At 72.6% G+C, this 21917-nt stretch carries 12 protein-coding genes; 4 read left to right on the forward strand and 8 right to left on the reverse strand.

Going from position 1 to position 21917, the window contains the following annotated elements; all coding sequences use genetic code 11:
- From JNL41_RS12495 to JNL41_RS12515, 5 genes are all read right to left on the reverse strand, one after another.
- On the reverse strand, positions 1 to 440 hold a 440-nt coding region (locus tag JNL41_RS12495; protein WP_293475386.1), incomplete at its 3' end, for an AMP-binding protein.
- 59 nt (positions 441 to 499) lie between these two features.
- A complete protein-coding gene (locus tag JNL41_RS12500; protein WP_293475388.1) occupies positions 500 to 808 on the reverse strand; it encodes a hypothetical protein in 309 nt (102 codons plus the stop codon).
- 118 nt (positions 809 to 926) lie between these two features.
- On the reverse strand, positions 927 to 1700 hold the full coding sequence (locus tag JNL41_RS12505) for an SDR family NAD(P)-dependent oxidoreductase (protein ID WP_293475390.1): 774 nt from the start codon (positions 1698 to 1700) through the stop codon (positions 927 to 929).
- The gene (locus JNL41_RS12510; protein ID WP_293475392.1) at positions 1697 to 2956 is read right to left on the reverse strand and encodes an acyl-CoA dehydrogenase family protein; all 1260 of its coding nucleotides are present in this window, start codon (positions 2954 to 2956) and stop codon (positions 1697 to 1699) included. Before JNL41_RS12510 ends, JNL41_RS12505 begins: the two co-directional genes overlap by 4 nt.
- A gap of 16 nt (positions 2957 to 2972) precedes the next feature.
- Complete coding sequence (locus JNL41_RS12515; protein ID WP_293475394.1) at positions 2973 to 4094, reverse strand: acyl-CoA dehydrogenase family protein; 1122 nt, start codon at positions 4092 to 4094, stop codon at positions 2973 to 2975.
- A gap of 121 nt (positions 4095 to 4215) precedes the next feature.
- On the opposite strand from JNL41_RS12515, the gene JNL41_RS12520 reads away from it, so the two are divergent.
- A complete protein-coding gene (locus JNL41_RS12520) occupies positions 4216 to 5457 on the forward strand; it encodes a serine hydrolase domain-containing protein (protein ID WP_293475396.1) in 1242 nt (413 codons plus the stop codon).
- Positions 5458 to 5567: 110 nt separating this feature from the next.
- On the opposite strand, the gene JNL41_RS12525 is transcribed toward JNL41_RS12520, so the two are convergent.
- From JNL41_RS12525 to JNL41_RS12535, 3 genes are read right to left on the reverse strand one after another with little or no spacing between them, the layout of a single operon-like run.
- The gene (locus tag JNL41_RS12525) at positions 5568 to 6338 is read right to left on the reverse strand and encodes a DUF1080 domain-containing protein (RefSeq protein ID WP_293475398.1); all 771 of its coding nucleotides are present in this window, start codon (positions 6336 to 6338) and stop codon (positions 5568 to 5570) included.
- Between the two features lie 11 nt (positions 6339 to 6349).
- Positions 6350 to 7891, reverse strand: coding sequence for an acyl-CoA synthetase (locus JNL41_RS12530; RefSeq protein WP_293475400.1), 1542 nt, complete (start codon positions 7889 to 7891; stop codon positions 6350 to 6352).
- Positions 7892 to 7893: 2 nt separating this feature from the next.
- On the reverse strand, positions 7894 to 8637 hold the full coding sequence (locus tag JNL41_RS12535; RefSeq protein WP_293475402.1) for an SDR family oxidoreductase: 744 nt from the start codon (positions 8635 to 8637) through the stop codon (positions 7894 to 7896).
- A gap of 135 nt (positions 8638 to 8772) precedes the next feature.
- On the opposite strand from JNL41_RS12535, the gene JNL41_RS12540 reads away from it, so the two are divergent.
- From JNL41_RS12540 to JNL41_RS12550, 3 genes are all read left to right on the forward strand, one after another.
- The gene (locus JNL41_RS12540) at positions 8773 to 9567 is read left to right on the forward strand and encodes an SDR family NAD(P)-dependent oxidoreductase (RefSeq protein ID WP_293475404.1); all 795 of its coding nucleotides are present in this window, start codon (positions 8773 to 8775) and stop codon (positions 9565 to 9567) included.
- A 615-nt stretch (positions 9568 to 10182) separates the two neighbouring features.
- Positions 10183 to 11877 (forward strand): POTRA domain-containing protein, encoded by a 1695-nt coding sequence (locus JNL41_RS12545; RefSeq protein ID WP_293475405.1) that lies wholly within the window; start codon positions 10183 to 10185, stop codon positions 11875 to 11877.
- 3 nt (positions 11878 to 11880) lie between these two features.
- A complete protein-coding gene (locus JNL41_RS12550) occupies positions 11881 to 21906 on the forward strand; it encodes a hypothetical protein (protein WP_293475406.1) in 10026 nt (3341 codons plus the stop codon).
- Positions 21907 to 21917 lie beyond the last annotated feature (11 nt).

The raw sequence follows: 21917 nt of genomic DNA on the forward strand, positions 1-21917 counted from the left end.
AGGACGGCGATGTCATGGTCGGCGTCCAGGAACTCGGCCTCGCAGTCGCCGTGGACGCGGCAGGCCGCCTCGAAGGCGCTGCGGCTCACCACCTTCACGCCCTCGGCCGCCGCCAGCCGCGGGACCATGTCGTCGTCGACGATCGCCACCGACGGCGCCGTGCGCGCCAGCAGCCTGTTCAGGTCGGCGTCGGGCAGGCGGTAGTTCAGCGGCGCGAAGGGCTTCGCCAGCATCCCGGCCGCGAAGATGGCGATCGGCAGGGTCGGCCCGTTCAGGCCCACGAAGGCGACGTTGGACCCGCCCATCTGCTCCAGGAACGCCGCGCCGTGGTGCGCGCGCCGGCGCGTCTCGCGATAGCTCAGGCCCGCCGCGCGCGGCCCCAGGGCCAGCCGGTCGGGCGCGGCGTCCGCCGCCATGTCGAGCAAGAGGGCCGTGTGCATGGCTAGACTTCCGAAACACCGCTCATCCCCGCGAACGCGGGCATGAGCGGAAATCAAACTCAGTCCGACGCCGGCAGCTTCTTGGCTTCCTTGGCGCCGATCGGACGGCCGCCGATGGTCAGCGTGCCCTGACCGGTCTTGGTGCAGAGCACCTCCATCCCGGTCTCCTCGTCGGCGTAGCGCTTGCCCGCCTGGCTGCCGTCGGTGAAGCCTTCCGCGATCGTCTTGCCATCGGGCCGGGCCTCGGCGTGCGCGATCACCGGATAGCCGCCGCATTCGAGCGACGCCTCCGATTTCGGGGGGCGCACGACCACCACCTCGGTATCGCACACCGCACTCTTCCAGCGCGATCCGGGCTTCAGCTCCATCCGTTCGATCCCCACGTACCGATTGTTCTGATTGGCCTATCTCTAGCGGGCGGTCCGCGCCGCGTCCACGCACGACAGCGCCAATTACGGATACGACGCCGCCTTCCGGTCGTCCGCGCTACCGGCCGCCCTGGCCGTCGTCCACGCGGATCACCGTGCCCGTCACCGCCTCCGAAGCCGGTCCGACCAGGTAGAGCAGGGTCGAGTCGAGCTGCGCCGGATCGCCCAGGCGCTGGCGCGGGAAGCGCTGGGTGATGTCGCCCATCCGGCTCAGCATCCCGTCCATCATCTCCGAGGCGAAGGCGCCGGGCGCGATGGCGTTGACGTTGATGTTGAACCGCGCCCACTCGACGGCCAGCACCTCGGCCGAGCGCGCGACCGCGGCCTTGCTCACGGAATAGAGCGCCGCCCCGCCGCCAGCGTAGGAGAAGGCCGCCACCGAGGCGATGTTGACGATCCGGCCCGGCTTCTCGGCCGCCATCAGCCGGCGCGCCACTTCGCAGGCCAGGATGAACGGCGCGCGGACGTTCAGGTCCAGCACCCGGTCGATCAGCTCCAGCGACATCTTGTGCGCCCGTTGCGCGTCGGGGATGCCGGCGTTGTTGATCAGGATCTGCACGGTCCCGAGCTCGGCCTCGGCCCTGGCGACCGCGGCGATGCACTGCTCGGCGTCGGTGGCGTCCAGCGCGACCGGCAGGCACACGCCGCCCGCGTCGCGGATCTCCCGCGCCAGCGCCTCCAGTTTGTCGGTCCGGCGCGCGGCGACGGCGACCTTGGCCCCGCACGCCGCCAGCACCCTGGCGAACCGGTAGCCCAGCCCCGAGGAGGCGCCGGTGACCAGCGCGACCTGGCCCGTCAGGTCGACCGAGTTGTTCGGAAGGGGGAAGCTCATGCCTTGCTCCGGCCGCTGGTGGGGATGTCCTTGAAGGGGACGGTCTTGTCGACGCGGATGTCGCCGGGCAGGCCCAGGACGCGCTCGCCGATGATGTTCTTCAGGATCTCGTCCGAGCCGCCCTCGATGCGGGTCGCGGGCGAGCGCATCAGCATCCCCTGGAAGCGGCCGTTCTGCGGGCTGTCGGCGTCCCAGACCACGCCCGCCTGGCCCTGCAGGTCCAGCGCGAACATCGCCAGCTCCTGCATGTTGGCCCCGGCCACCAGCTTGCCGATGGAGTTCTCCGGCCCGGGCGTCTCGCCCTTGGAGAGCGCGCTGATCGCGCGCATGCCGGTGTACTTCAGCCCCGACTGCCGCACCGCGAACTGCGCCAGCTTCGAGCGCACGTTGGCGTCGTCCGTCGCCGGCGCCCCGTCGATCTCGGTCTCCAGGCAGTAGCGGAACAGCTCAGGGAAGCCGTTCGACATCCCCGACCCGATCGACAGCCGCTCGTTCATCAGCGTGGTGAGCGAGACCTCCCACCCCTGGCCGACCGCGCCCAGCCGCTGGTCGTCGGGGATCCGCACGTCGTTGAAGAACACCTCGTTGAAGCCCGACTGCCCGTTCGCCTGCTTGATCGGCCGCACGTCGACGCCGGGGCTGTCCATCCGCAGGAAGAACATCGTCAGCCCCTTGTGCTTCGGCACGTCGGGATCGGTCCGGGTGATGAGCAGGCCCCACTGCGAATGCTGGGCCCCGCTTGTCCACACTTTCGACCCGGAGATGATCCAGTCGCCGGAGCCGTCGTCGGCCTTCGTCGCCTTGGTGCGCAGGCCCGCCAGGTCCGAGCCGCCGGCCGGCTCGGAGAAGAGCTGGCACCAGATCTCCTCGCCGCTCGCCAGCGGCGGCAGCAGGCGGCGCCTATGCGCCTCGCCGGCCCAGGCCATGACGGTGGGGCCGCACATGCCGTGGCCGATGATGAAGGGCCCGGAGAGCGCGCCGTAGACGCCCTCTTCCTGGCCGAAGATCACGCGCTCGATGGGGCTGGCGGCGCGGCCGCCGTACTCCTTCGGCCAGTGCAGGCAGGCCCAGCCGCCCTCGGCCTTCTTCTTCTGCCAGGCCTTGGAGGCGGCCATGGGGTCCATGCTCTCGATGCCGCTCGAGGCGAAGCTGGCGCGCTTCAGCTCGGCTTCGAGCTGCTTCGGCGCATTGGCGTCGATCCAGGCGCGGACCTCGGCGCGGAACCTGGCTTCTTCGGGGGTGTCGTCGAAGTTCATCTCGTGCTCCTCGCGCTCAGGCCGCCGCTTCGGCGTTGCCGGCGCTCATCCGTTCGATCAGCAGGCTCTCCCAGGTCGACAGCGACCCCAGCGCAAGCGCCAGCGCGTTCGAGCGCCGGTAGTAGAGGTGGCAGTCGAAGGCCCAGGTGAAGCCCATGCCGCCATGCACCTGGATGTTGTTCTTCGCGCAGTGCTGGAAGGCGGTGGTGGCCGAGACGCGCGCGGTGGCCGCCGCCACCGGCAGCTCCGCGGCCTCGGTGGAGAGCGCCCAGGCCGCGTAGTAGCAGTTGGAGCGCGCCAGCGTGGCCGAGACGTACATGTCGGCCAGCATGTGCTTGATGCCCTGGAACGAGCCGATCTGGCGGCCGAACGCCATCCGCTCGAGCGCATAGTCGCGGGCCATTTCCAGCGCCTTGTCGGCGCCGCCCACCTGCTCGTAGGCCATCAGGATCGCGGCGCGGTCGATCACCCGGTCGGTCAGGCCCCAGCCGTCGCCGGTCGCGCCCAGCGGCTCGGCCGCGGCGCCGTCGAACGTCAGCTTCGCATAGCTGCGGGTCGGGTCGATGGTCTCCAGCGTCTCGCGCTTCACGCCCGGTCCGCCCAGGTCCACGAGGCAGAGCGACAGGCCGCCAGGCCCCTTCGCCAGCACCACCGCGACGTCGGCCACGTCGCCGTCCGGCACGACGGTCTTCGCGCCCGTCAGCCTGCCGTCCTTCAGGCTGGCCTTGATGCCCTCCGGCTTCACGCGGCCCGAACTCTCGACGTAGGCGAAGGTCCCCACCGCTTCGCCGCTGGCCAGTTTCGGCAGCCACGCCTGCTTCTGCGCCTCCGAGCCCGCCAGCAGCAGGAACTCGGCGCAGAGGTAGATGGACGAACTCACCGGCACAGGGGCGATGGCGCGACCCAACTCCTCGGCGATCAGGCAGAGCTCCAGGTGGCCCAGGCCCATGCCGCCGTAGGCCTCGGGAATCGCCACGCCCAGGACGCCGAGCTCGGCCAGGCCGGCGTAGAGCGCCCTGTCGTAGGGTTCCGGGCCTTCGAGGATCGCGCGCGGCGCGCTCGTCGGGCACTTCTCGGCCAGGAAGCGGCGGACCTGCTCCTGCAGCGCCTTCTGGTCGTCGGAGAAATCGAGGTTCATGGAATGCTCCGTAGCTCGCCGCGCAGTTGAACCCGGTGCCGCCACGGCAGGGAAGCGCGTGATTTCGCTGGGACGCGGGGCGCCCGCACGGCAAGCTCGGCGGCCTCGAGGGAGCTGTGAGATGATCGATCCGAAGAACCTTGCCACCGCGGCCCTGGCGGCTCTCGCGGCGGCGACTCAGGCCTCGGCGCAGCCCCGGTGGCCGGGAGTCGACGCTGCCCTCAGCCCCTACGTCGAAAAGGGCGAGCTGGCCGGCGTGATCACCTACGCGCTGAAGGACGGCAAGCTCGTGCATGCCTCTGCCATCGGCAAGCGCGACCTCGAGACCGGCGCCCCGATGCAGATGGACACCATCGTGCGCGCCTTCTCCATGACCAAGCCGGTGACGGCCGTGGCCATGGCGATCCTCTACGACGAGGGGAAGTGGCGGCCGGAAGACCCGCTCGCCAAGGTGCTGCCCGAACTGGCCGACCTGAAGGTGTTCAAGGGGATGGACGCGGACGGCAAGCCGATCCTGGCCGCGCCCGCGCACCAGCCGACCATCGGCGAGGTGATGACCCACACCGCGGGGTTCTCATACGGCTTCAACCCCGGCTACGTGGACGACGCCTACCGGGCCAACAATCCGCTGCGGGCCCCGACGTCGGAAGACGCGCTGAAGCGCATCGCCGGCCTGCCCCTGGCCTACGAGCCGGGGACGAAGTGGCAGTACTCGATCTCGATGGACGTCGAGGGCCTGATCGTCGAGCGCCTGTCGGGCCAGTCGCTGCCGCTCTTCATGCAGAGCCGCATCTTCGGCCCGCTGAAGATGGTCGACACCGCCTTCATGGTGCCCGAGGGCAAGCGCGACCGCTTCGCCCAGCTCTACGAGTGGAAGGACGGCCGGCTGCAGGTTCCCGGCCCCGGACCGTTCAACTCGGCCTACGCCAAGGTCCCCGGCTTCGCGATGGGCGGCGGCGGCCTGGTGACCACCGCCTCGGACTACGCCCGCTTCGCCCAGATGCTGCTGAACGGCGGCACGCTGGACGGCGCGCACATCCTGAAGCCCTCCACGGTCAGGCAGATCATGACCAGCCACATCTCGCCCGAGATCGCGGCCGGCGGCTACGGCATCGGCCAGCAGCAGATCCGCCCCGGCTACGAATACGGCTGGAACGGCGTGGTGGTCACCGACCCCGAGCGCGCCGGCGTCGCCATGGGCAAGGGCAGCTACCTCTGGGACGGCGCGGCCGGCACCTGGTTCTGGGTCGATCCGCAGAACAAGGTCGTCTTCGTGGGCCTCATCCAGCGCCTCGGCGGCGAGAACACCCCGCAGGTGCAGCCGGTCAGCCAGAAGGCGGTCAAGGCGTCGCTCGGGAAGTAGTTCCTCCCCTATCGGAGGAGGTGGCGCGAGGCGCCGGAGGCGTCCGCTCCAAACGTGGATGCCCCCCAGTCGGCATTCGCCGACAGCTCCCCGAACGCGAGCAACTGGGCCTACTTCAGCTCCATCACCTCGATCCTGCGGAACTCCAGCGGCGAGCCCTCGCTCTGGAGCGCGATGTAGCCGCCGTTCACCGGCAGCGCACCGCCGGCCGCCGCGATCAGCGGCGTCGCGGTCTTGTCCGTAGGGTCGTACTGAGGGGCGTCGTACTCGAAGACGGCCTTGCCGTTGATGCGATGGATCACGTGGCCGGTCTTGGAGACCTCGGCCTCCACCTTCACCCACTCGCCGAAGGGCAGCGCAGGCGACGTCGCATTGTTGCAGTGCTGGGTGATCAGCTTGCCGCCCATCTCGACGTTCAGGCCCGGCGTACAGAGGTTGCCCGTGGTCCGCGTCTGGCCCGGCACGACGCCCAGGTACTGCACCTCCAGCGACACCGGGAACGGCTGACCCGCGGCCATGGTCGCCGGCGCCTGAGCGTGGATCATCACGCCGGAGTTGCCCTTGGCCCAGTCGGGCGTGTCGGCCGGCCAAGTCCCGACGAAGCGGTACTCCATGCGCAGGCGATAGGCCGTGTACGGCGTCTTCCAGAAGAGGTGGCCAAAGCGGTTCCTGAAGGCCCCGCCGTACTGGTCGTAGCTGACGACGATCTTCCCTTCCCGGGCCCGGAAGGTGTGGAGCGGGTCCTCGCCGGCGGGCAGGCCCATGATCTTCGGTGTCCAGCCGTTCAGCGTCCTGCCGTCGAACAGCGAGACCCACTTCTCGGCCGCCATCGCCGGCGCCGCCAGGGCCAGCGCCGTCAGTCCCGCCAGCAGCCCCCGCATCGCAGCCTCCTTCAGACGATCGTGCCGCCGGTCTTGCCCCAGTAGGCGTCGCGGATCAGGCGCTTGTACAGCTTGCCCGTGGGATGGCGCGGCAGCTCGGCCATGAAGTCGATCACCCGAGGCCGCTTCACCCCCGACAGGTTCGCCCGGCAGTAGGCGTCGAGTTCGGCCCGCAGGTCGTCGCCGGCGTCGGCCCAGTCCATCGGCTGGATCACCGCCACCACCTTCTCGCCCATCTCCTCGTCGGGCGCGCCGACCACCGCGGCGTCGGCCACGCGCGGGTGGGTGATGAGCAGGTTCTCGACCTCCTGCGGGTAGATGTTCACGCCGCCGGAGATGATCATGAAGCTCTTGCGGTCGGTGAGGTAGAGGAAGCCCTCCTCGTCCATCCAGCCCACGTCGCCCAGGGTCGTCCAGCCGTACCGGTTGGTGCTGTCGGCCGTCTTCTCGGGCGCGTTGTGGTACTCGAACTTCGCGCCGCCCGAGAAGAACACCATCCCCTCGCTGCGGACCGGCAGGGGCTCGCCGTCGTCGCCGCAGATGTGAAGTTCCACGGGCAGCGTCGCGCGCCCCACCGAGCCCTTGTGGGCCAGCCAGTCGGTGCTGTCGATCGTGGTGCGGCCATTGCCCTCGGTGCCGGCGTAGTACTCGTGGATCAGCGGGCCCCACCAGGCGATCATCTGCTCCTTGACCGGCACCGGGCACGGCGCGGCGGCGTGGAACACCACCTTCAGCGATGAGTGGTCGTACCTGGCCCGCACCGCCTCAGGCAGCTTCAGCATCCGCACGAAGTGGGTCGGCACGAACTGGACGTGGGTGATGCGGTGTTTCTCGATCAGCCGCAGGCAGTCCTCGGGGTCGAACTTCTCCATCATCACGACCGTGCCGCCCAGCCGCTGCACGTTCATCGACCAGCCCAGCGGCGCGGCGTGATAGAGCGGCGCGGGCGAGAGGTAGATGGTGTCCGGGTCCATGCCGTACAGCGTCCGCGCCCATTCGGTCAGGCCCTCGGCGGCGGTCAGCGGCCCGCCGGGCAGCGGCCGTTTCACGCCCTTCGGCCGGCCCGTCGTGCCGGACGAGTAGAGCATGGCCACACCCGGCGTCTCGTCGGCCACCGGCGTCGCCGGATGCTTCGCCCGCTCGGCCTCGAAGGACAGGAACGGCGCCACCGCCTCGTCTGCCATGAACAGCGGCATGGCCGGCGCGTCCTTCACCGCCTCGACCGCCACGTCGGCCATGGCGCGCGAGACCACGAACGCCTTCGCGCCCGAGTCCTGGAGAATGTAGGCCACCTCGCCGGCCGTGAGCCGCGACGAGATCGCTGTGTAGCGCAGGCCGCACCGCTGCGCCGCCCACAACACCTCGTAGTAGATGGGGTGGTTCTCCATCATGATCGCGACACCGTCGCCGACCTCCAGGCCCAGCGAGCGGAAAAGCTGCGCGCCCTGGTTCGAGCGCTCGTCGAGCTGGCGGAAGGTCACGGTGTGGCCGCTGCCGGCCATGATGAAGGCGGGCTTGTCGGGCGTGGTCTGCGCGTGGACGGACGGATGCATGGCTAGTTCTGGCCCCCGTCGCAGCGGACGATCGCGCCGGTCGTGAACGACGAGGCGGGGCTCGCCAGGAACAACGCCGTGGTGACGATCTCCTCCGGCCGGCCGGGGCGGCCCAGCGCGTTGTCGGATGTCTCGCGGGCCTCCTCGCTCCAGGCCTTGGAAATGTCGGTCAGGAACGGCCCCGCCGAGATCGAATTCACCCGCACCTTGGGCCCGTACTCATGCGCCAGCGACACCGTCATCGCGTTCAGCGCCGCCTTGGCGCCCGAGTAGGGGATCACCGCCGGCAGCGGCATCAGCGCGCCGGTCGAGGAGATGTTGATGATCACGCCGCCGTCGCCCTGGCTCATCCGGTGCGCCACCTCGCTGGCCAGCCGGAACGGGCCCTTGAAGTTCAGGCTCATCACACTGTCGAACAGTTGCTCGGTCACCTCGTGGCTCGGCACGGCCGGGCTCATGCCGGCGTTGTTCACCAGGATGTCGATGCGGCCGAAGTCGGCGTAGACCTCCTCGATCAGCCGCTCCATCTCCGCCCAGCGGCCGGCATGCACGGCATACGCCTTCGCGTTCCGGCCCATCGCGCGGATCTCGGCAGCCACCTCCTCGCAGGCGTCGAGCTTGCGGCTGGCGACGATCACGTCGGCGCCGTGGCGGGCGAACGCACGCGCCATCTGCAGGCCGAGCCCGCGGCTGCCGCCGGTGATCAGCGCGACCTTTCCGGACAGGTCGAAGAGGTCGTCGGCCATGGGCGTCTCCGTTTCGGCCCATGCTAGGCCGCGTCCTGGAGAAATTGGAACCACGGAAGTCCGCCTGCGGCGCGTGCCGCAGGGTGAGCCGAAAGGCGTGCTAAGCGTCCGCGGAATCCAGATCGGGAGACCGCCATGAAGCTCGACTCGTCCGTGTCCGCCATCGTCACCGGCGGCGCCTCCGGCCTCGGCAAGGCCACCGTGCAGGCTCTGCGCAACCTCGGCGTGAAGGTGGCGATCTTCGACTTCAACGCCGAGACGGGCGAGGCCGCGGCCAAGGAGACGGGCGCCGTCTTCTGCCAGGTCAACGTGATGGACGAGGCCTCGGTCGACGCCGGCTTCGAGAAGGCCCGCGCGGCCAACGGCCAGGAGCGCATCCTCGTCAACTGCGCCGGCGGCGGCCGCGGCGGCAAGACCGTCGGCAAGAACAAGGAGACCGGCGAGATCGTGCCGTTCAAGGTCTCCGACTTCTCCTACGTGCTCGAACTCAACACCGTCGGCACCTTCCGCTGCATCGTGAAGAGCGCCGCGGGGATGATCGCCAACCTGGAGCCGGACGAAACCGGCGACCGCGGCGCCATCGTGAACACCGGATCGGTGGCGGCGGAAGAGGGCCAGATCGGCCAGGTGGCCTATTCGGCGGCCAAGGCGGCGATCAAGGGCATGACCCTGGTGATCGCGCGCGACCTGTCCGGCGACGGCATCCGCATCAACACCATCCTGCCGGGCATCATGGACACCCCGATGCTGGGCGGCCTCAAGACCCGCGCGCCGCAGGTCTACGCCGGTCTCGCCGCCTCGGTGACCTTCCCCAAGCGTCTCGGCCACGCCGAGGAGTACGCCGACCTGGCCGTCACCATGTGCCGCAACGGCTACCTGAACGGCGAGACGGTCCGCCTCGACGGCGCCATCCGCATGGCGCCGCGCTGAGGCGTCGTCACTACGCCAGGTAGAGTAGAGCTTTCGGGCCGCCCCCGTGGCCCGGAGCTCCCCCGACGGAGTGCCCCGGGCCGATCCACACCGAGTCAAAAAAGGGGGGTGCTTCGGTGCGAACGACGAATCGATAGCACAACCTACGGCAGCGCCAGCATAAAAAGTCGGCCTCCCGACGGACTCGTGTGGACGACCCGGTAACAAACGCGGCGCGCCGAGGTCCTTCGGCGGCCGTCGGCGGCCGGGATTCGCAGGGCCGCCGGCATCCGGCGCCTGCGGGGTCGCGCCTGAGGATCCCCCGCGGCCGCGCGTAGGACTTTGGTCGTAGGACTTCCGTCCCATACCGGCGTGCGGCGCCCGGTGCTACCGCTCACGCTGCGCCGCGCGCGGCCCGGCGGGGGTGGACGAGTGCCGAGCTTTCAGCCTGCAGAGCCGCGAGCGACCCGCCGTCGGGCGCGCCTTGCACGGCGCGGCCGCGTGCAAAGCCGCCCGCCTCGCGGCATCGGCGCGAATCCACGTCGCAAAATACCTGTGGGTGTGCTTTCGATTGACGATCCGCGCTCAGGGGCGGGCCGGTTACTTGGCGCTGGGCGGCAAGACGTGACAGGTCGGGTGTTGAAACTGGTCGGCCAGGCGCTTCTGGCCGCCTGGGTCTGGGTTGGGCCGGACCTCGCGATGGCGCAGGTTTCGCCCCCTGCCCGCGGCGGCGCCGTCGCGCCCAGCCGCCAGGACCTGAACCCCGAGGCCCGCCGCGGCGCGCGGCCGCCGTCGCGGGACTCCGACCTCTTCTCCGCGCCGGCCCCGCTGCCCTGCCCGCTCGCGAGTTCGGCGCTGACGTTCCGTCTGCAGGGCGTCGACGTGGTCGGCAGCTCCATCGCGCCCGAGGATGCGCGCGCGGCCTATGCCCGCCTGGTCGGGACGGAGATCCCGGTGGCCAGGATCTGCGAGATCCGCGACCGGCTCTCGCTGATCCTGTTCCGCAAGGGCCGGCTGGCCCGCGTCGAGATCCCCGAGCAGACGATCTCGGGCGGCCGGCTGCGGATCGAGGTCACCGAGGCGCGCATCGTCGCCGTCCGCGTCCGCGGCGACATCGGCCCAGCCCAGGACCGCGTCGAGGCCTACCTGGACAAGCTGCGCGGCATGACCCCCTTCGATCTCGACACCGCCCAGCGCTACCTGCTGCTGGCCAACGACGTGCCGCGGGTGCGCGTCTCGGCGGCGCTGCGGCCTTCGGCCGAGGGCCAGGGCGCGATCGACCTGGAGGTCCAGTTGTCGCGCGACCCGGCGAACTACCTGGTCGCCGGCCAGAACACCGGCTCGGAGTCGCTGGGCCCCTGGAGCGTGCTCGGCCGCGCCGACTTCAACGCCTACACCCGGTACGGCGAGCGCACGACGCTGATCGCCTACCGCACCGTCACCGACAACGAACAGTGGATCGCCCAGGTCGTCGAGGAGGCGCGCGTCGGGTCCAGCGGCCTCTCGGGCCGCGTGTCCATGGCCTACGGCCGGTCCCGCCCCGGTGGAGGGCTGGCGGAACTGAAATTGCAGGGCGTGTCCTTCGTTGGGACAGCCGAGGCGCGCTATCCGTTGATCAGGCTTCGCCGCTACAGCGTCTATGCCTCGGCGGGCGTGGACGTCGTGAGCCAGAAGACGTCGTTCCCCGGCGGCGACGTGCTGGCCGACGACCAGTTGCGCGTGGCCTGGGCGCGGCTGAGCGGCGAGTTCACCCACGGCCTCGGCCCCCGGCTGGGCATGGCCGCCAACGGCAGCCTCGAGACCCGCAAGGGCTTTTCCGCGCTGGGCGGCAGCAAGGCCGGCGACCAGGGCCTGTCGCGCATCCAGGGCCTGCCCGACGCCTGGCTGGTCCGCGCCGAGGGCGAGGGCCACCTCGTTCACCGCTGGTTCGACCTGGGCGTCCGCACCCAGGCGCAATGGGCCGACAAGCCGACGCTGGCCTACGAGGAACTGGCGGTCGGGGATCTCACGATCGGACGCGGCTACGAGCCGGCCGTCCTCTCCGGCGACCGTGCCGTGAGCGGGGAGGTGAAGCTTCAGGTCCGTCCCCAGCGTATCGTAAACGGGGTCACGCTTTCGCCCTTCGCCTTTGCGGACGCGAGCTACATCAAGAACCTGGACGTAGGATCGGAGAAGCGCGTGCTGCGCTCGGCCGGCGCCGGCCTCGAGGCCCGGCTGCCGTATGGCGTGCGCGCTCAGGTCGAGTGGGCGCGCCCCTTCGACAAGCCGTTCCCGAACGCGCCGAACAAGCCTGCCGACCGGATCCTCTTCCAGTTGCTGGTGGCGGGCTAGCCGATGACCGCGCGCGCCATCGCCTCCGCCGACCGCAGCCGCCGGGCGCGCCTCCTCGGCGGCTCGGCCCTGGGCGGCGCAGCAGCCCTGCTGCTGGCGGCGACGGCGCAGGCCCAGACGCTGCCGACGATCCCCGACGCCTCGGCGATCACGGTGGCCACGGGCGGGACGCAGCCCACGATCACGGCGCCCGACGCCAACAGCCTCGACGTCGACCTGAAGGCGACCCGCACGGTCATCAACTGGGACAGCTTCCACGTCAGCGCCGCCGACAAGGTGACGTTCCACTTCGGCGCGACCTCGGACATCGTGCTCAACAAGTCGCCGACCCAGGTGAAGGTGGACGCGGGCGGCCAGGTGGCTGGCCTCGTCGGCGCCGATCCCGGCGGCGCCATCTGGTTCTACTCGCCGCAGGGCGTGGTGATCTCGCCCGGCGCGGTGATGAGCGCCGGCAACTTCGTCTTCGCGCGCGGCGACGCCATCGTCGACATGGCGTTCGTCGACGCGGCCGCCCCGCTCTCGGTGCTGCGCAGCGCGTCGGACTCGCTGATCAGGATCGACACCATCACCTCGGCGACGAGCGCCTCGATCAACGACGAAGGCGAACTGGTGCTGAGCGCCACGGCCGGCGACCTGGCCGCCGAGACCGTGCTCGCCGCCAAGGGCGCGACGGTCACCACCGCCGCGGGCGGGATCAACATCGGCGAGGTGACCGCTGGCGAGATGGCCAGCGTCACCGCGACCGGCGGCGACATCGCCCTGACCTCGCTGAACGGCGGAACGGGCGCCGGCGCCTCGGGCGGGGCCGTCACCGTGGCCTCGGCGTCGGCCAGCGGCGCAGGGGCCGACATCCAGATCACCGGCCTGACCAGCGCCAGCCTCGGCAGCGGCGCGGCCGGGCGGGACATCAAGGTCGCCGGTCCGGACGCCAGCCTGGGTTCGGGCGCGGCGGGGCGCGATGCGTTCGTCACCGCGACCACCGGCGCGGCCACCGTGACGGGCTCGGTCTCGGCCGGCGACGACATCGAGGTGACCGCCACGGCGGGCTCTGTCGTCGCGGGTAGCGGCAGCCTGACGTCCACGGGCGCCGGCGCGGACGGCGGCGAGGCGCATGTGCTGGCGCGCTCCACCGCCGGCAACGTCACGGTCGGCTCGGCCGCGACGCAGGGAACCGCGCCCGGCGCCACGGGCGACGTCACCGTCGACGCGGCGGCCGGGACCTCGATTCTGACTGCGGGCGCCTCGACCCGGGACATCGCGGTGACCGGCGTGACGGCCACCCTGGGCTCCGGGGCGGCCGGCGGCGACGTGACCGTCACGGCCTCGGGCACGGCCAACGTCACGGGCGCGGTCTCGGCGGGCGACGACATCGAGATCACCGCGAACGGCGGCTCGGTGAACGCGTCGGGGGCCTCGCTCACCTCCACGGGCGCCAACGCCGACAGCGACGCCCACGTCACGGTCCGCTCGCTCAGCGGTGCGGCGAACGTCGGCTTCGCGGCCACGCAGGGGACGGGCGGCGCGCGCGGCGACGTCCGCGTCGAGGCCACCAGCACCGCGACGCTGAGCGACGGCGGCGCGTCGCAGGACATCTTCGTGCTGGGTCCCTCGGCGGTCCTGGGCTCCGCCACCGCCAGCCGCAGCGTCTTCGTCACCGGCACGACCGGCAACGCCAGCGTGACAGGCGCGGTCACCGCCGGCGACGACATCGAGGTCACCACCACCGCGGGCTCGGTCAACGCCGCAGGCGGCACGCTGACCGCGACGGGCGCCGGCGCGAGCGACGACGCGCACATCCTGGCGAAGTCCGTGAGCGGCGCGGTCAACGTAGGGTCCGCGACCACCCAGGGGACGGGCTCCAGGGCCGGCGACGTCATCCTCGAGAGCCCGACGGCCGCGAGCCTGGGCTCCGGCGGCTCGTCGCGCGACATCAGGATCTCGGGCCAGTCGGCGAGCCTCGGCTCGGCCGACGCGGCGCGCGACATCTTCGTCACCGCCACCAGCGGCAACGCCAGCGTCACCGGCGCGGTCACGGCCGGCGACGACATCGAGGTCACCGCCGGCTCGGGCTCGGTCACCGCCGCCGGCGGCAGCCTGACCTCCACCGGCGTCGGGGCCGGCGACGACGCCCATGTGCTCGCCAGGTCGACCGGCGGCTTCGTGGATGTCGGCTCGGCGGCGACGCAGGGGACCGGCGCGGCGCTGGGCGACGTCACCGTCGACGCCGCCACCACCGCGACGCTGGGCTCGGGCGCCGCCTCGCGCGACGTCAACGTCCTGGGCCCCGCCGCGTCCCTCGGCGGGGGCTCGGCCGGACGGCACGTCTTCGTCACCGCCACCACCGGCAACGCCGCCGTCACCGGCTCGGTCACGGCAGGCAACGACATCGAAGTGACCTCCGGCGCCGGCGATGTCACCGCCGCGGGCGGCAGCCTGACCTCCACCGGCGTCGGGGCGGGCGATGACGCCCACGTCCTGGCCAGGTCCGCGAGCGGCGCCGTGATCGTCGGCGCGGCGGCCACCCAGGGGACCGGCGCGGCGCTCGGCGACGTGACGATCGAGAGCACGACGACGGCGACCCTGGGCTCGGGCGCCTCGTCCCGCGACATCAAGGTCACCGCCCCGACCGCCAGCCTGGGCTCCGCCAACGCGGCGCGGGACGTGTTCGTCACCGCGACCTCCGGGACGGCCAGCGTCACGGGCGCGGTGACGGCCGGCGACGACATCGAGATCACCGCGACCACGGGCGCGGTCACCGCCGGCGGCGGCAGCCTGACGTCGACCGGCGTCGGGGCGAGCGACGACGCCCACGTCCTGGCGAAGTCCGCGAGCGGCGCGGTCACAGTGGGCTCGGCGACCACTCAGGGAAGCGGCGCGGCGCTCGGCGACGTCACCGTGGACGCAGCGACCACCGCGACCGTCACCGGCACGTTGCGCTCGACGCAGGACGTCGTCGTCCAGGCGGCCGGCCAGGTGCAGGCCGCGGCGTCCACGATGATCGCGGGCCGCGACGCCGCGGTCCGCAGCGCCAACGCCAGCGTGGCCGTCGGCACGATCCGCGCCGGCGACGACATCGCGCTCCGGGCGCTCAACGGCTCGATCATGGGCGGCGGCGACCTGCGCGCCGGCACGACGCAGGGGACCAGCGACCCGTCCGGGGCGGCCGACACCCTGGCGGGCGCGACGCTCGCCGGGCACGACATCGACATCCGGGCCCCGGCGGTCACCGTCACCGGCGACGTGGCCGCGGGGCGCACGGCCGGCGACGGCGAGAGCCTGGACCCGGTCCAACTGGACTCCGACGTCTTCGTCACCGTCACCGCCGCCGACCCCTCGCCGGCGGTCGCGGCGCTGCGGCTCTCGACGGGCAACAACAGCGCCGTCTCCGCCCACCGCGACATCGTGCTGACGAGCGAGGGCGCGGTCGCCGCGACGCTGCAGACCGGCGACGTGTTCGCCGGCCGCGACGTGGCCGTCCACGCGCCCAACGGCGCCATCTCGATGCGCTCGGCCAGGGCCGGCGACGACGTCGTGCTGCGCGCGCCGAACGGCATGGTCGAGGTGATCGGCGACGTACAGGCCGGCCGCGACCTGGCGGGCCAGCCCACCACCGACGCCAACGGCGCCGGCGACGACCTCAACACCGCCCTGCCCTTCGTGGACTTCGACGGCAACCTGGGCACGGTGTTCAAGGTCGTCGGCTTCGACGTGAGCATCACCGGCCAGGCCGTGCGCATCACCGGTACGACGGTCGCGGGCCGCCAGCCCAGCACCGACGATCCGGACACCGCCGGCGCCGTCGACAACTCGACGTCGGACGTGCGGATCGAGACGCGGACGCCGATGACGCCGGTCATCGGCCTCGCGCCCAGCATCGAGCTGGGCGGCGTCATCGCCACGCGCGACATCCAGATCGACTCGGCGAAGGCGGTGACCGCCGGCGACCTCAAGGCCGGCCGCGACATCGCGATCCTCGGGCGCGGCGGCGTGACCCCCGGCGCGGCGCCCAACGACCACAGCGGCTCGGGCGTGACCCTCGGCTCGGCGCGCGCGGGCGACGACGTGCTGGCCTTCAGCGTCTATGGCCGCACCAGTATCGTGGGCGGCGCGACCTCCGGCTCGCCGTTCCCGCGCCTGCCGGTGAACCTCGACCGCGTGACCGACGGCGCGACCGAAGCGGCCGACCAGCTCGCCATCTACCTGCATTACCTGAACCTCGACGAAGAGAGCGCGCCGCTGCTGGCGCAAGGCGCCCTGCTGCGTCTCGTGGGCCAGGGCGTCACCGTGGGCGGTCCGCTCACGGCGATGGGCGCGACCTCGGACGTCCGCATCCGCTCGACCCTCGACATCGACGTGAGCGGCGCCACCCACGCCGGGCGCTGGGCGATGTTCTCCACCGATGCGGGCGGCGGCGCGCTGAAGGTCGGCGCGGTGACGGCCGCGCGCGATGTCCTCCTCGACGGCGCGACCGGCGTCGAGGCCACCGGAACCCTCACCTCCAGCGGCAGCGACGTGGCCGTGCGCTCGCGCGGCGGCGGTCAGGTGAAGCTCGCCGGGATCTCGGCGGGCGACGACATCGTGGTGCGCACGGCCGGCGCGGTGATCGTCGATGGCGCTGTCGGCGCCGGCGGCGCGGGCGACAGCACGGGCCTGGGCGACGACCTGCGGATCAGCGACGGGGCGGTCACGCTCGAGGGTGTGACCTTCGACCTGACCGGCCACGACATCGACATCACCGCCGCCTCGGTGACGACCACCGGCTCGATGAGCGCCTTGGGCGGCAGCTCCGACGTGCGGATCCAGTCCACGGGCGTCCTCAACCTCGGGGACCTGGGCGCCGGGCGCGACGTGCTGGTGGACGGCGCGACGACGGTCTCGACCGGCGTGCTGACCGCCGGCCGCGACGTGGGCGTCCGCTCGACCGGCGCGAACAGCGCCGTCACCGTCGGCGGCGCCGCCGCCGGCGACGACGTGGTCATCCGCGCCGGCGGCGCGATCAACGTCACCGGCCCGCTGGGCAACGGCGCCGGCAGCGACTCCGCCGACGCGGACCAGGCCGGCGACCTGATGTTCGCCGTCGCGAAGTCCAGACTCGGGGGCGACTTCGACCTTGCGGGTCGGAACGTCGATGTCCGCTCCAGCGGCGGCGCGATCCTGGCCACCGGCGCCGTGGACGCCGCCGACGACGCGCGCTTCCAGACCGGGAGCGCCGGCTCGGTGAAGGTCGGGGCGGTGACCGCCGGCCGCGACGTGCTGCTCGACGGAGCGGGCGTGGAAGCCACCGACACGCTCACCTCCATTGGCGGCGACGTGGCGGTGCGCAGCCGCAATGGGGGCCAGGTCAGGCTGGCGGGCGTCCTGGCCGGCGACGACCTGGTCGTGCGCACATCCGGCGCCGTGACCCTCGGCGGCGCCGTCGCGACCGGAGGCGGGGCCGACGCCGCGGGCCTGGGCGACACCCTGCTGGCGCTGGAAGGCGCCATCGTCCTCGAAGGCCAGAGCTTCGACCTGACGGGCGCCGACATCGACATCGCCGCCGGCTCGGTCACCGCCGCCGCCCTGCTCCGGGCCAACGGGTCCGCGTCGGACGCGCGCATCCGGGCGGGCGGCGCCGCCAGCCTCGCCAACGTCACCGCCGGCCGAGACGTGCTCGTCGACGGCGGCGCGGCGATCACGACCGGCGTGCTGACGGCGGCCCGCGACGTGGGCGTGCGCTCGACCGGCGACGGCGCAATGGTGACGGTCGGCTCCGCCGTCGCCGGCGACGACGTCGTGGTCCGCGCCAGGGGCGCCATCCGCGTCACGGGCGCCCTCACGGCCGGCGCCGGAGCGGACTCCGCCGACACCGACCAGGCCGGCGATCTCATGTTCGGCGTCGCCAGGACACGGCTCGCCGGCGACTTCGACCTGACCGGCGGCAACGTCGACCTCCGCTCGGGCGCGGGCTCGATCGACGTCAGCGGCGCGGTGACGGCCGCCACCGACGCCCGTTTCCAGACCGAGGGAGCCGCCGGCGCCGGCGTGAAGGTCGGCAACGTCACCGCCGGCCGCGACGTCCTGCTGGACGGCAGCGCCGCGTCCGGCTCCAGCGGCGTGGAGTCCACCGGCACGCTGATGGCGACGACCGGCGACGTCGCCGTCCGCGCCCGCAACGGCAGCAACATCCGCCTGAAGGCCGTCACCGCCGGCGACGACGTGGCCATGCGCACCACCGGCGCCCTCACGACCGAGGGCACGGTCTCGACCCTCGGCGCCGCCTCGACCCTCGGCGTCGCCGACCGGCTCACCGACGCGGCCGAAGCCGGCCGGCTGCAGGTGGGCGGCGTGGCGTTCGACCTCGCCAGCTCCGACATCGACGTGGTGGGCGGCCAGGTGAACATCTTCCGCAGCGCCGCCCGGGGCAGCGCGCGCGTCAAGGCCGGCGCCGTCGCGATGAACGGCGGCGCCGCGGTCGGCATCGACATCCTGATCGACAGCGAAATCTCGCTGACCGTGGGCGATCTCACGGCCGCGGGCGACATCGCGCTGCGCTCGCGCAGCGGCAGCCTGACGGTGGGGAGCCTCGTCGCCGGCGACGACATCGTCCTGCGCGGCGCGACGGGCGTGACCGCCGTCTCGCTGAAGTCCGGCGGCCTGGAGCGCATCGGCGTCGGCGACCAGATGTACCTCTCCGATCCCACCCTGCTGGGCGGCGAACTCAGCCTGATGGGCGGGACGATCGACGTGCGGTCGGGCGGCGGCGCGATCTCGATCGGCTCGGCCGATTCGGCGGGCGACGTGCGGGTGCAGGCGGCGAGCGGCGACGTGACCCTTTCGGGCCTGATCGTCGCCGGCCGGGACATCTTCGCGGACGGCGGCTCGGTGAACGCGACCGGCAGCCTCACCGCGGGCGGCGACGTGGCGCTCTACGCGCGGACCGGCCTGGTCAGCGTCGGATCCGTCACGGCCGGCGACGATCTGGTGATCCGGGCCGCAGGCGACGTGACCACGACGGGCGAACTGAAGTCGGGCCAGGGCGCCGACGTGGAGGGGCTCGCAGATCGCCTCGTCACCCTCACCGGCCCGACGTCGATCTTCGGCGTGGAGACCACCGCCGCGGGCGGCGTCATCGACATCAGCGGCGCGAACATCCGCCTGGGCGGTGTCATCAATGCCGCCGGCGAGAGCGCCCACCTGCGCCTGAAGTCCAGCGGCGTGACCACCCTGGGCGACGCGACCCTGACCGGCGACATCGCCATCGACTCCGTCGGCGACGTGACCGCCGGGGCTCTGACCGCCGGCCGCGACCTGGCGGTGCGTTCGTCGGACGGGAGCGTCGCGCTTGCCTCCGGCGCGGCAGGCGACGACATCGTGCTGCGCGCGGCGCGCTCGATCACCGTGACCGGCGCGCTCAGCGTGGGCCAGGGCGCCGACGGCCAGGGCTTCGGCGACGTGCTCTTCGACCTCGCGCGGACCAACCTCGGCGGCGACTTCGCGCTGGGCGGCCGGAACATCGACATCCTCTCGGCCTCGGGCGACGTGACGGCCGGCGCGATCACCGCGCCCGACGACATCCGCATCCAGGCGGCGAACGGCCGGGTAACCGCCGCCGATGTCGACGCCGGCCGCGACGTTCTGCTGGACGGCGGCGGCGTCAGCGCCGGCGCGGTGCAGGCCGGCGGCGACCTCGCCGTCCGCGCCACGAACGGCGCGCTGACCCTGGGCTCGGCGCGGGCCGGCGACGACCTGGTCGTCCGCGCGCGAGGCGACATCACCGTCACCGGCGCGCTCACCGCCGGCGGCGGCGCGAACGGCGCCGGCGCGGGGGACCGCCTCGCGGCCATGGACGGCGAGGCGACCGACCTCGGCGGGGCCAACATCGACATCCGGTCCGCGACGGGCGGCGTCTCGGCGCAGGGCTCGCTCACTGCGGCGGACGACATCCGCCTGCGCGCCGCCGGCGCCGTCAGCAACACCGGCCGGGTCGAGGCGGGCCGGGACGTGCACCTCCTGGCCGCCAGCGTCGCCATCGGCGGCGAACTGCGCGCCGGCCGCGACGCCGTCCTCGACTCCACCGGCGCCGTGGCGATCACCGGCCGGGTCGCGGCGGGCCGCGACGCGCTGCTGCGGGCCGAAGGCGATGTCGCCGCCGCCGGCGAGGTCGAAGCGGGCCGCGACGTCATGCTGGACGGCGCCTCGGTCAGCGCCGGCACGGTGCGCGCCGGCCGCGACGTGGCCGCGCGCGGGCGCACCGGCTCGCTGACGCTGGGTTCGATCGGCGCGGGCGACGATGTGGTGCTGCGCGCCGCGCAAGGGATCACCGTCACCGGCCAGGTCACGGCGCAGGGCGGCGCCGACGGCGAGGGCGTGGCCGACGCGCTGTTCGCGGCCGAGCGCACGACGCTGGGCGGCGACTTCGACCTCGCCGGCGCCAACGTCGACATCCGCGGCGGCGCCATCAACGTCACGGGTTCCGCCCTCGCGGGCCGTGACGCCCGTTTCCAGACGAGGGGCGACGGCGCGCTCAGCCTGAACGCAGTCACCGCGGGCGGCGACATCTTGGCCGACGGCCGCTCGGTCACCGCCACAGGCCAGCTCTCCGCCGGCCGCGACGTGGCGGTCCGGGCCCGCGCCGGCGGCGTGGACCTGGCCTCGGTCACCGCCGGCGACGACATCGCCATCCGCGCTGCGGGAGCCGTGCGGGCGTCCGGCGCGCTGACGTCCGGCGCCGGCGCCAACGCCGATGGGGCCGCCGACCGCCTGATCTCGGCCGGCGAGGGCGGCGCGATCATGCGCCTCGTCGATCCGCTGGCCACGACCGCGGTCGTCCAGGGCTTCACGCTCGCGGCCGGCGATATCGACATCCGGAGCGGCGAGGCGATCTCGCTCGCCGGCAGCGTCGGCGCGGCCAACATCCGGCTGCAGGCCGCAACGAAGATCACCCTGGCCTCGGCCACCGCCGCGGAGTCGATCTTCACCCGCGCCGCCGACGTCTCGCTGGGCGGCGCGTGGCGGGCCCAGAGGGCGCGGATCGAAGTCACCGCCGCCAGCCTGAACCTCGGCGAAGGCGCCACCGGCACGGGCGGGGTCACCCTCTCCAGCGAACAGATCGGCCGCATCGACGCGCCGGTCGTACAGATCTTCCTGGGCGACACCTCCGGCCCGGCGCGGGGCGGCAATATCTCGATCGGCGCGCTGGCTGTCGATACCGCCAAGATCCGCACCTCGCTGGAACTCTATGCGAGCAGCGCCTCCGACGTCGTCATCACCGGCGCCTTCGCACCCGGCAGCACGGCGACCAACACCACGATGCTGCGCATCGGCGCCGCCGACGCGGCGGGCAACTGGACGCCGCGCTCGATCCGCGTGATCGCCAACAGCGGCGGCTCGATCGGCTCGGCCCTGACCACCGGCGGGCGCACGTTCACCGACGTGCGCGCCTTCAACGTCGTCGAGCTGAACGCCAGGGCCGACATCCTGATGGGGTATCAGGACTTCATCGACCGCATCCTGACGACGTCGGCCGCCAGCGTGCCGGGCGCGGTCAAGGGCATCATCGCGCCGCAGACCACCAGCGGCCCGCGCATCCTGCTGACCGCCGGTTCGCTGATCCTGCGCGCCGACGGCAAGGTGGCCCAGCAGGACACCGGCGGCCTGCTCGGGACCACGCCGACCGGCCTCTACCTCCTGGGCGGCGGCACGCCGCAGCTCCTGCTGGGCCGCACGTCGGCGACACCGGGCCTGCCGGAGTTCATCGAACTCAACGGCGCGCTCACCTCGGGCACGACGATCATGGTCGGCGAGAGCGTGTCGCTGCTGGCCGGCATCGCCTTCGACCGCGGCGTCGCGCCCAGCGGCTACTATCGCCTCAACACCTGCGCGATCCTGCAGCAGGGCAGTTGCATGCCCTCCAACGGCCACCCGACCATCTCGATCCCGCCCGAGCAGCTCACCGGCCTCACCCTCGAGGACCGCACCGCCGCGGCCGGCGCCGCCGACCCCACGGTGGCCAGCGCGACCAACGAGGAAGTCTGGAAGGACTCCAACTGATGCGGGCGCCG

It is taken from the genome of Phenylobacterium sp. (genome assembly GCF_016793285.1).
Taxonomy (GTDB): Bacteria; Pseudomonadota; Alphaproteobacteria; order Caulobacterales; family Caulobacteraceae; genus Phenylobacterium.

Bases quoted from the DNA above. Each gene is read 5' to 3' on its own strand.
- JNL41_RS12520 (WP_293475396.1), top strand. From the start codon at position 4,216: ATGATCGATCCGAAGAACCTTGCCACCGCGGCCCTGGCGGCTCTCGCG.
- JNL41_RS12540 (WP_293475404.1), top strand. From the start codon at position 8,773: ATGAAGCTCGACTCGTCCGTGTCCGCCATCGTCACCGGCGGCGCCTCC.
- JNL41_RS12535 (WP_293475402.1), bottom strand. From the start codon at position 8,637: ATGGCCGACGACCTCTTCGACCTGTCCGGAAAGGTCGCGCTGATCACC.
- JNL41_RS12550 (WP_293475406.1), top strand. From the start codon at position 11,881: ATGACCGCGCGCGCCATCGCCTCCGCCGACCGCAGCCGCCGGGCGCGC.
- JNL41_RS12530 (WP_293475400.1), bottom strand. From the start codon at position 7,891: ATGCATCCGTCCGTCCACGCGCAGACCACGCCCGACAAGCCCGCCTTC.
- JNL41_RS12510 (WP_293475392.1), bottom strand. From the start codon at position 2,956: ATGAACTTCGACGACACCCCCGAAGAAGCCAGGTTCCGCGCCGAGGTC.
- JNL41_RS12525 (WP_293475398.1), bottom strand. From the start codon at position 6,338: ATGCGGGGGCTGCTGGCGGGACTGACGGCGCTGGCCCTGGCGGCGCCG.
- JNL41_RS12515 (WP_293475394.1), bottom strand. From the start codon at position 4,094: ATGAACCTCGATTTCTCCGACGACCAGAAGGCGCTGCAGGAGCAGGTC.
- JNL41_RS12505 (WP_293475390.1), bottom strand. From the start codon at position 1,700: ATGAGCTTCCCCCTTCCGAACAACTCGGTCGACCTGACGGGCCAGGTC.
- JNL41_RS12500 (WP_293475388.1), bottom strand. From the start codon at position 808: ATGGAGCTGAAGCCCGGATCGCGCTGGAAGAGTGCGGTGTGCGATACC.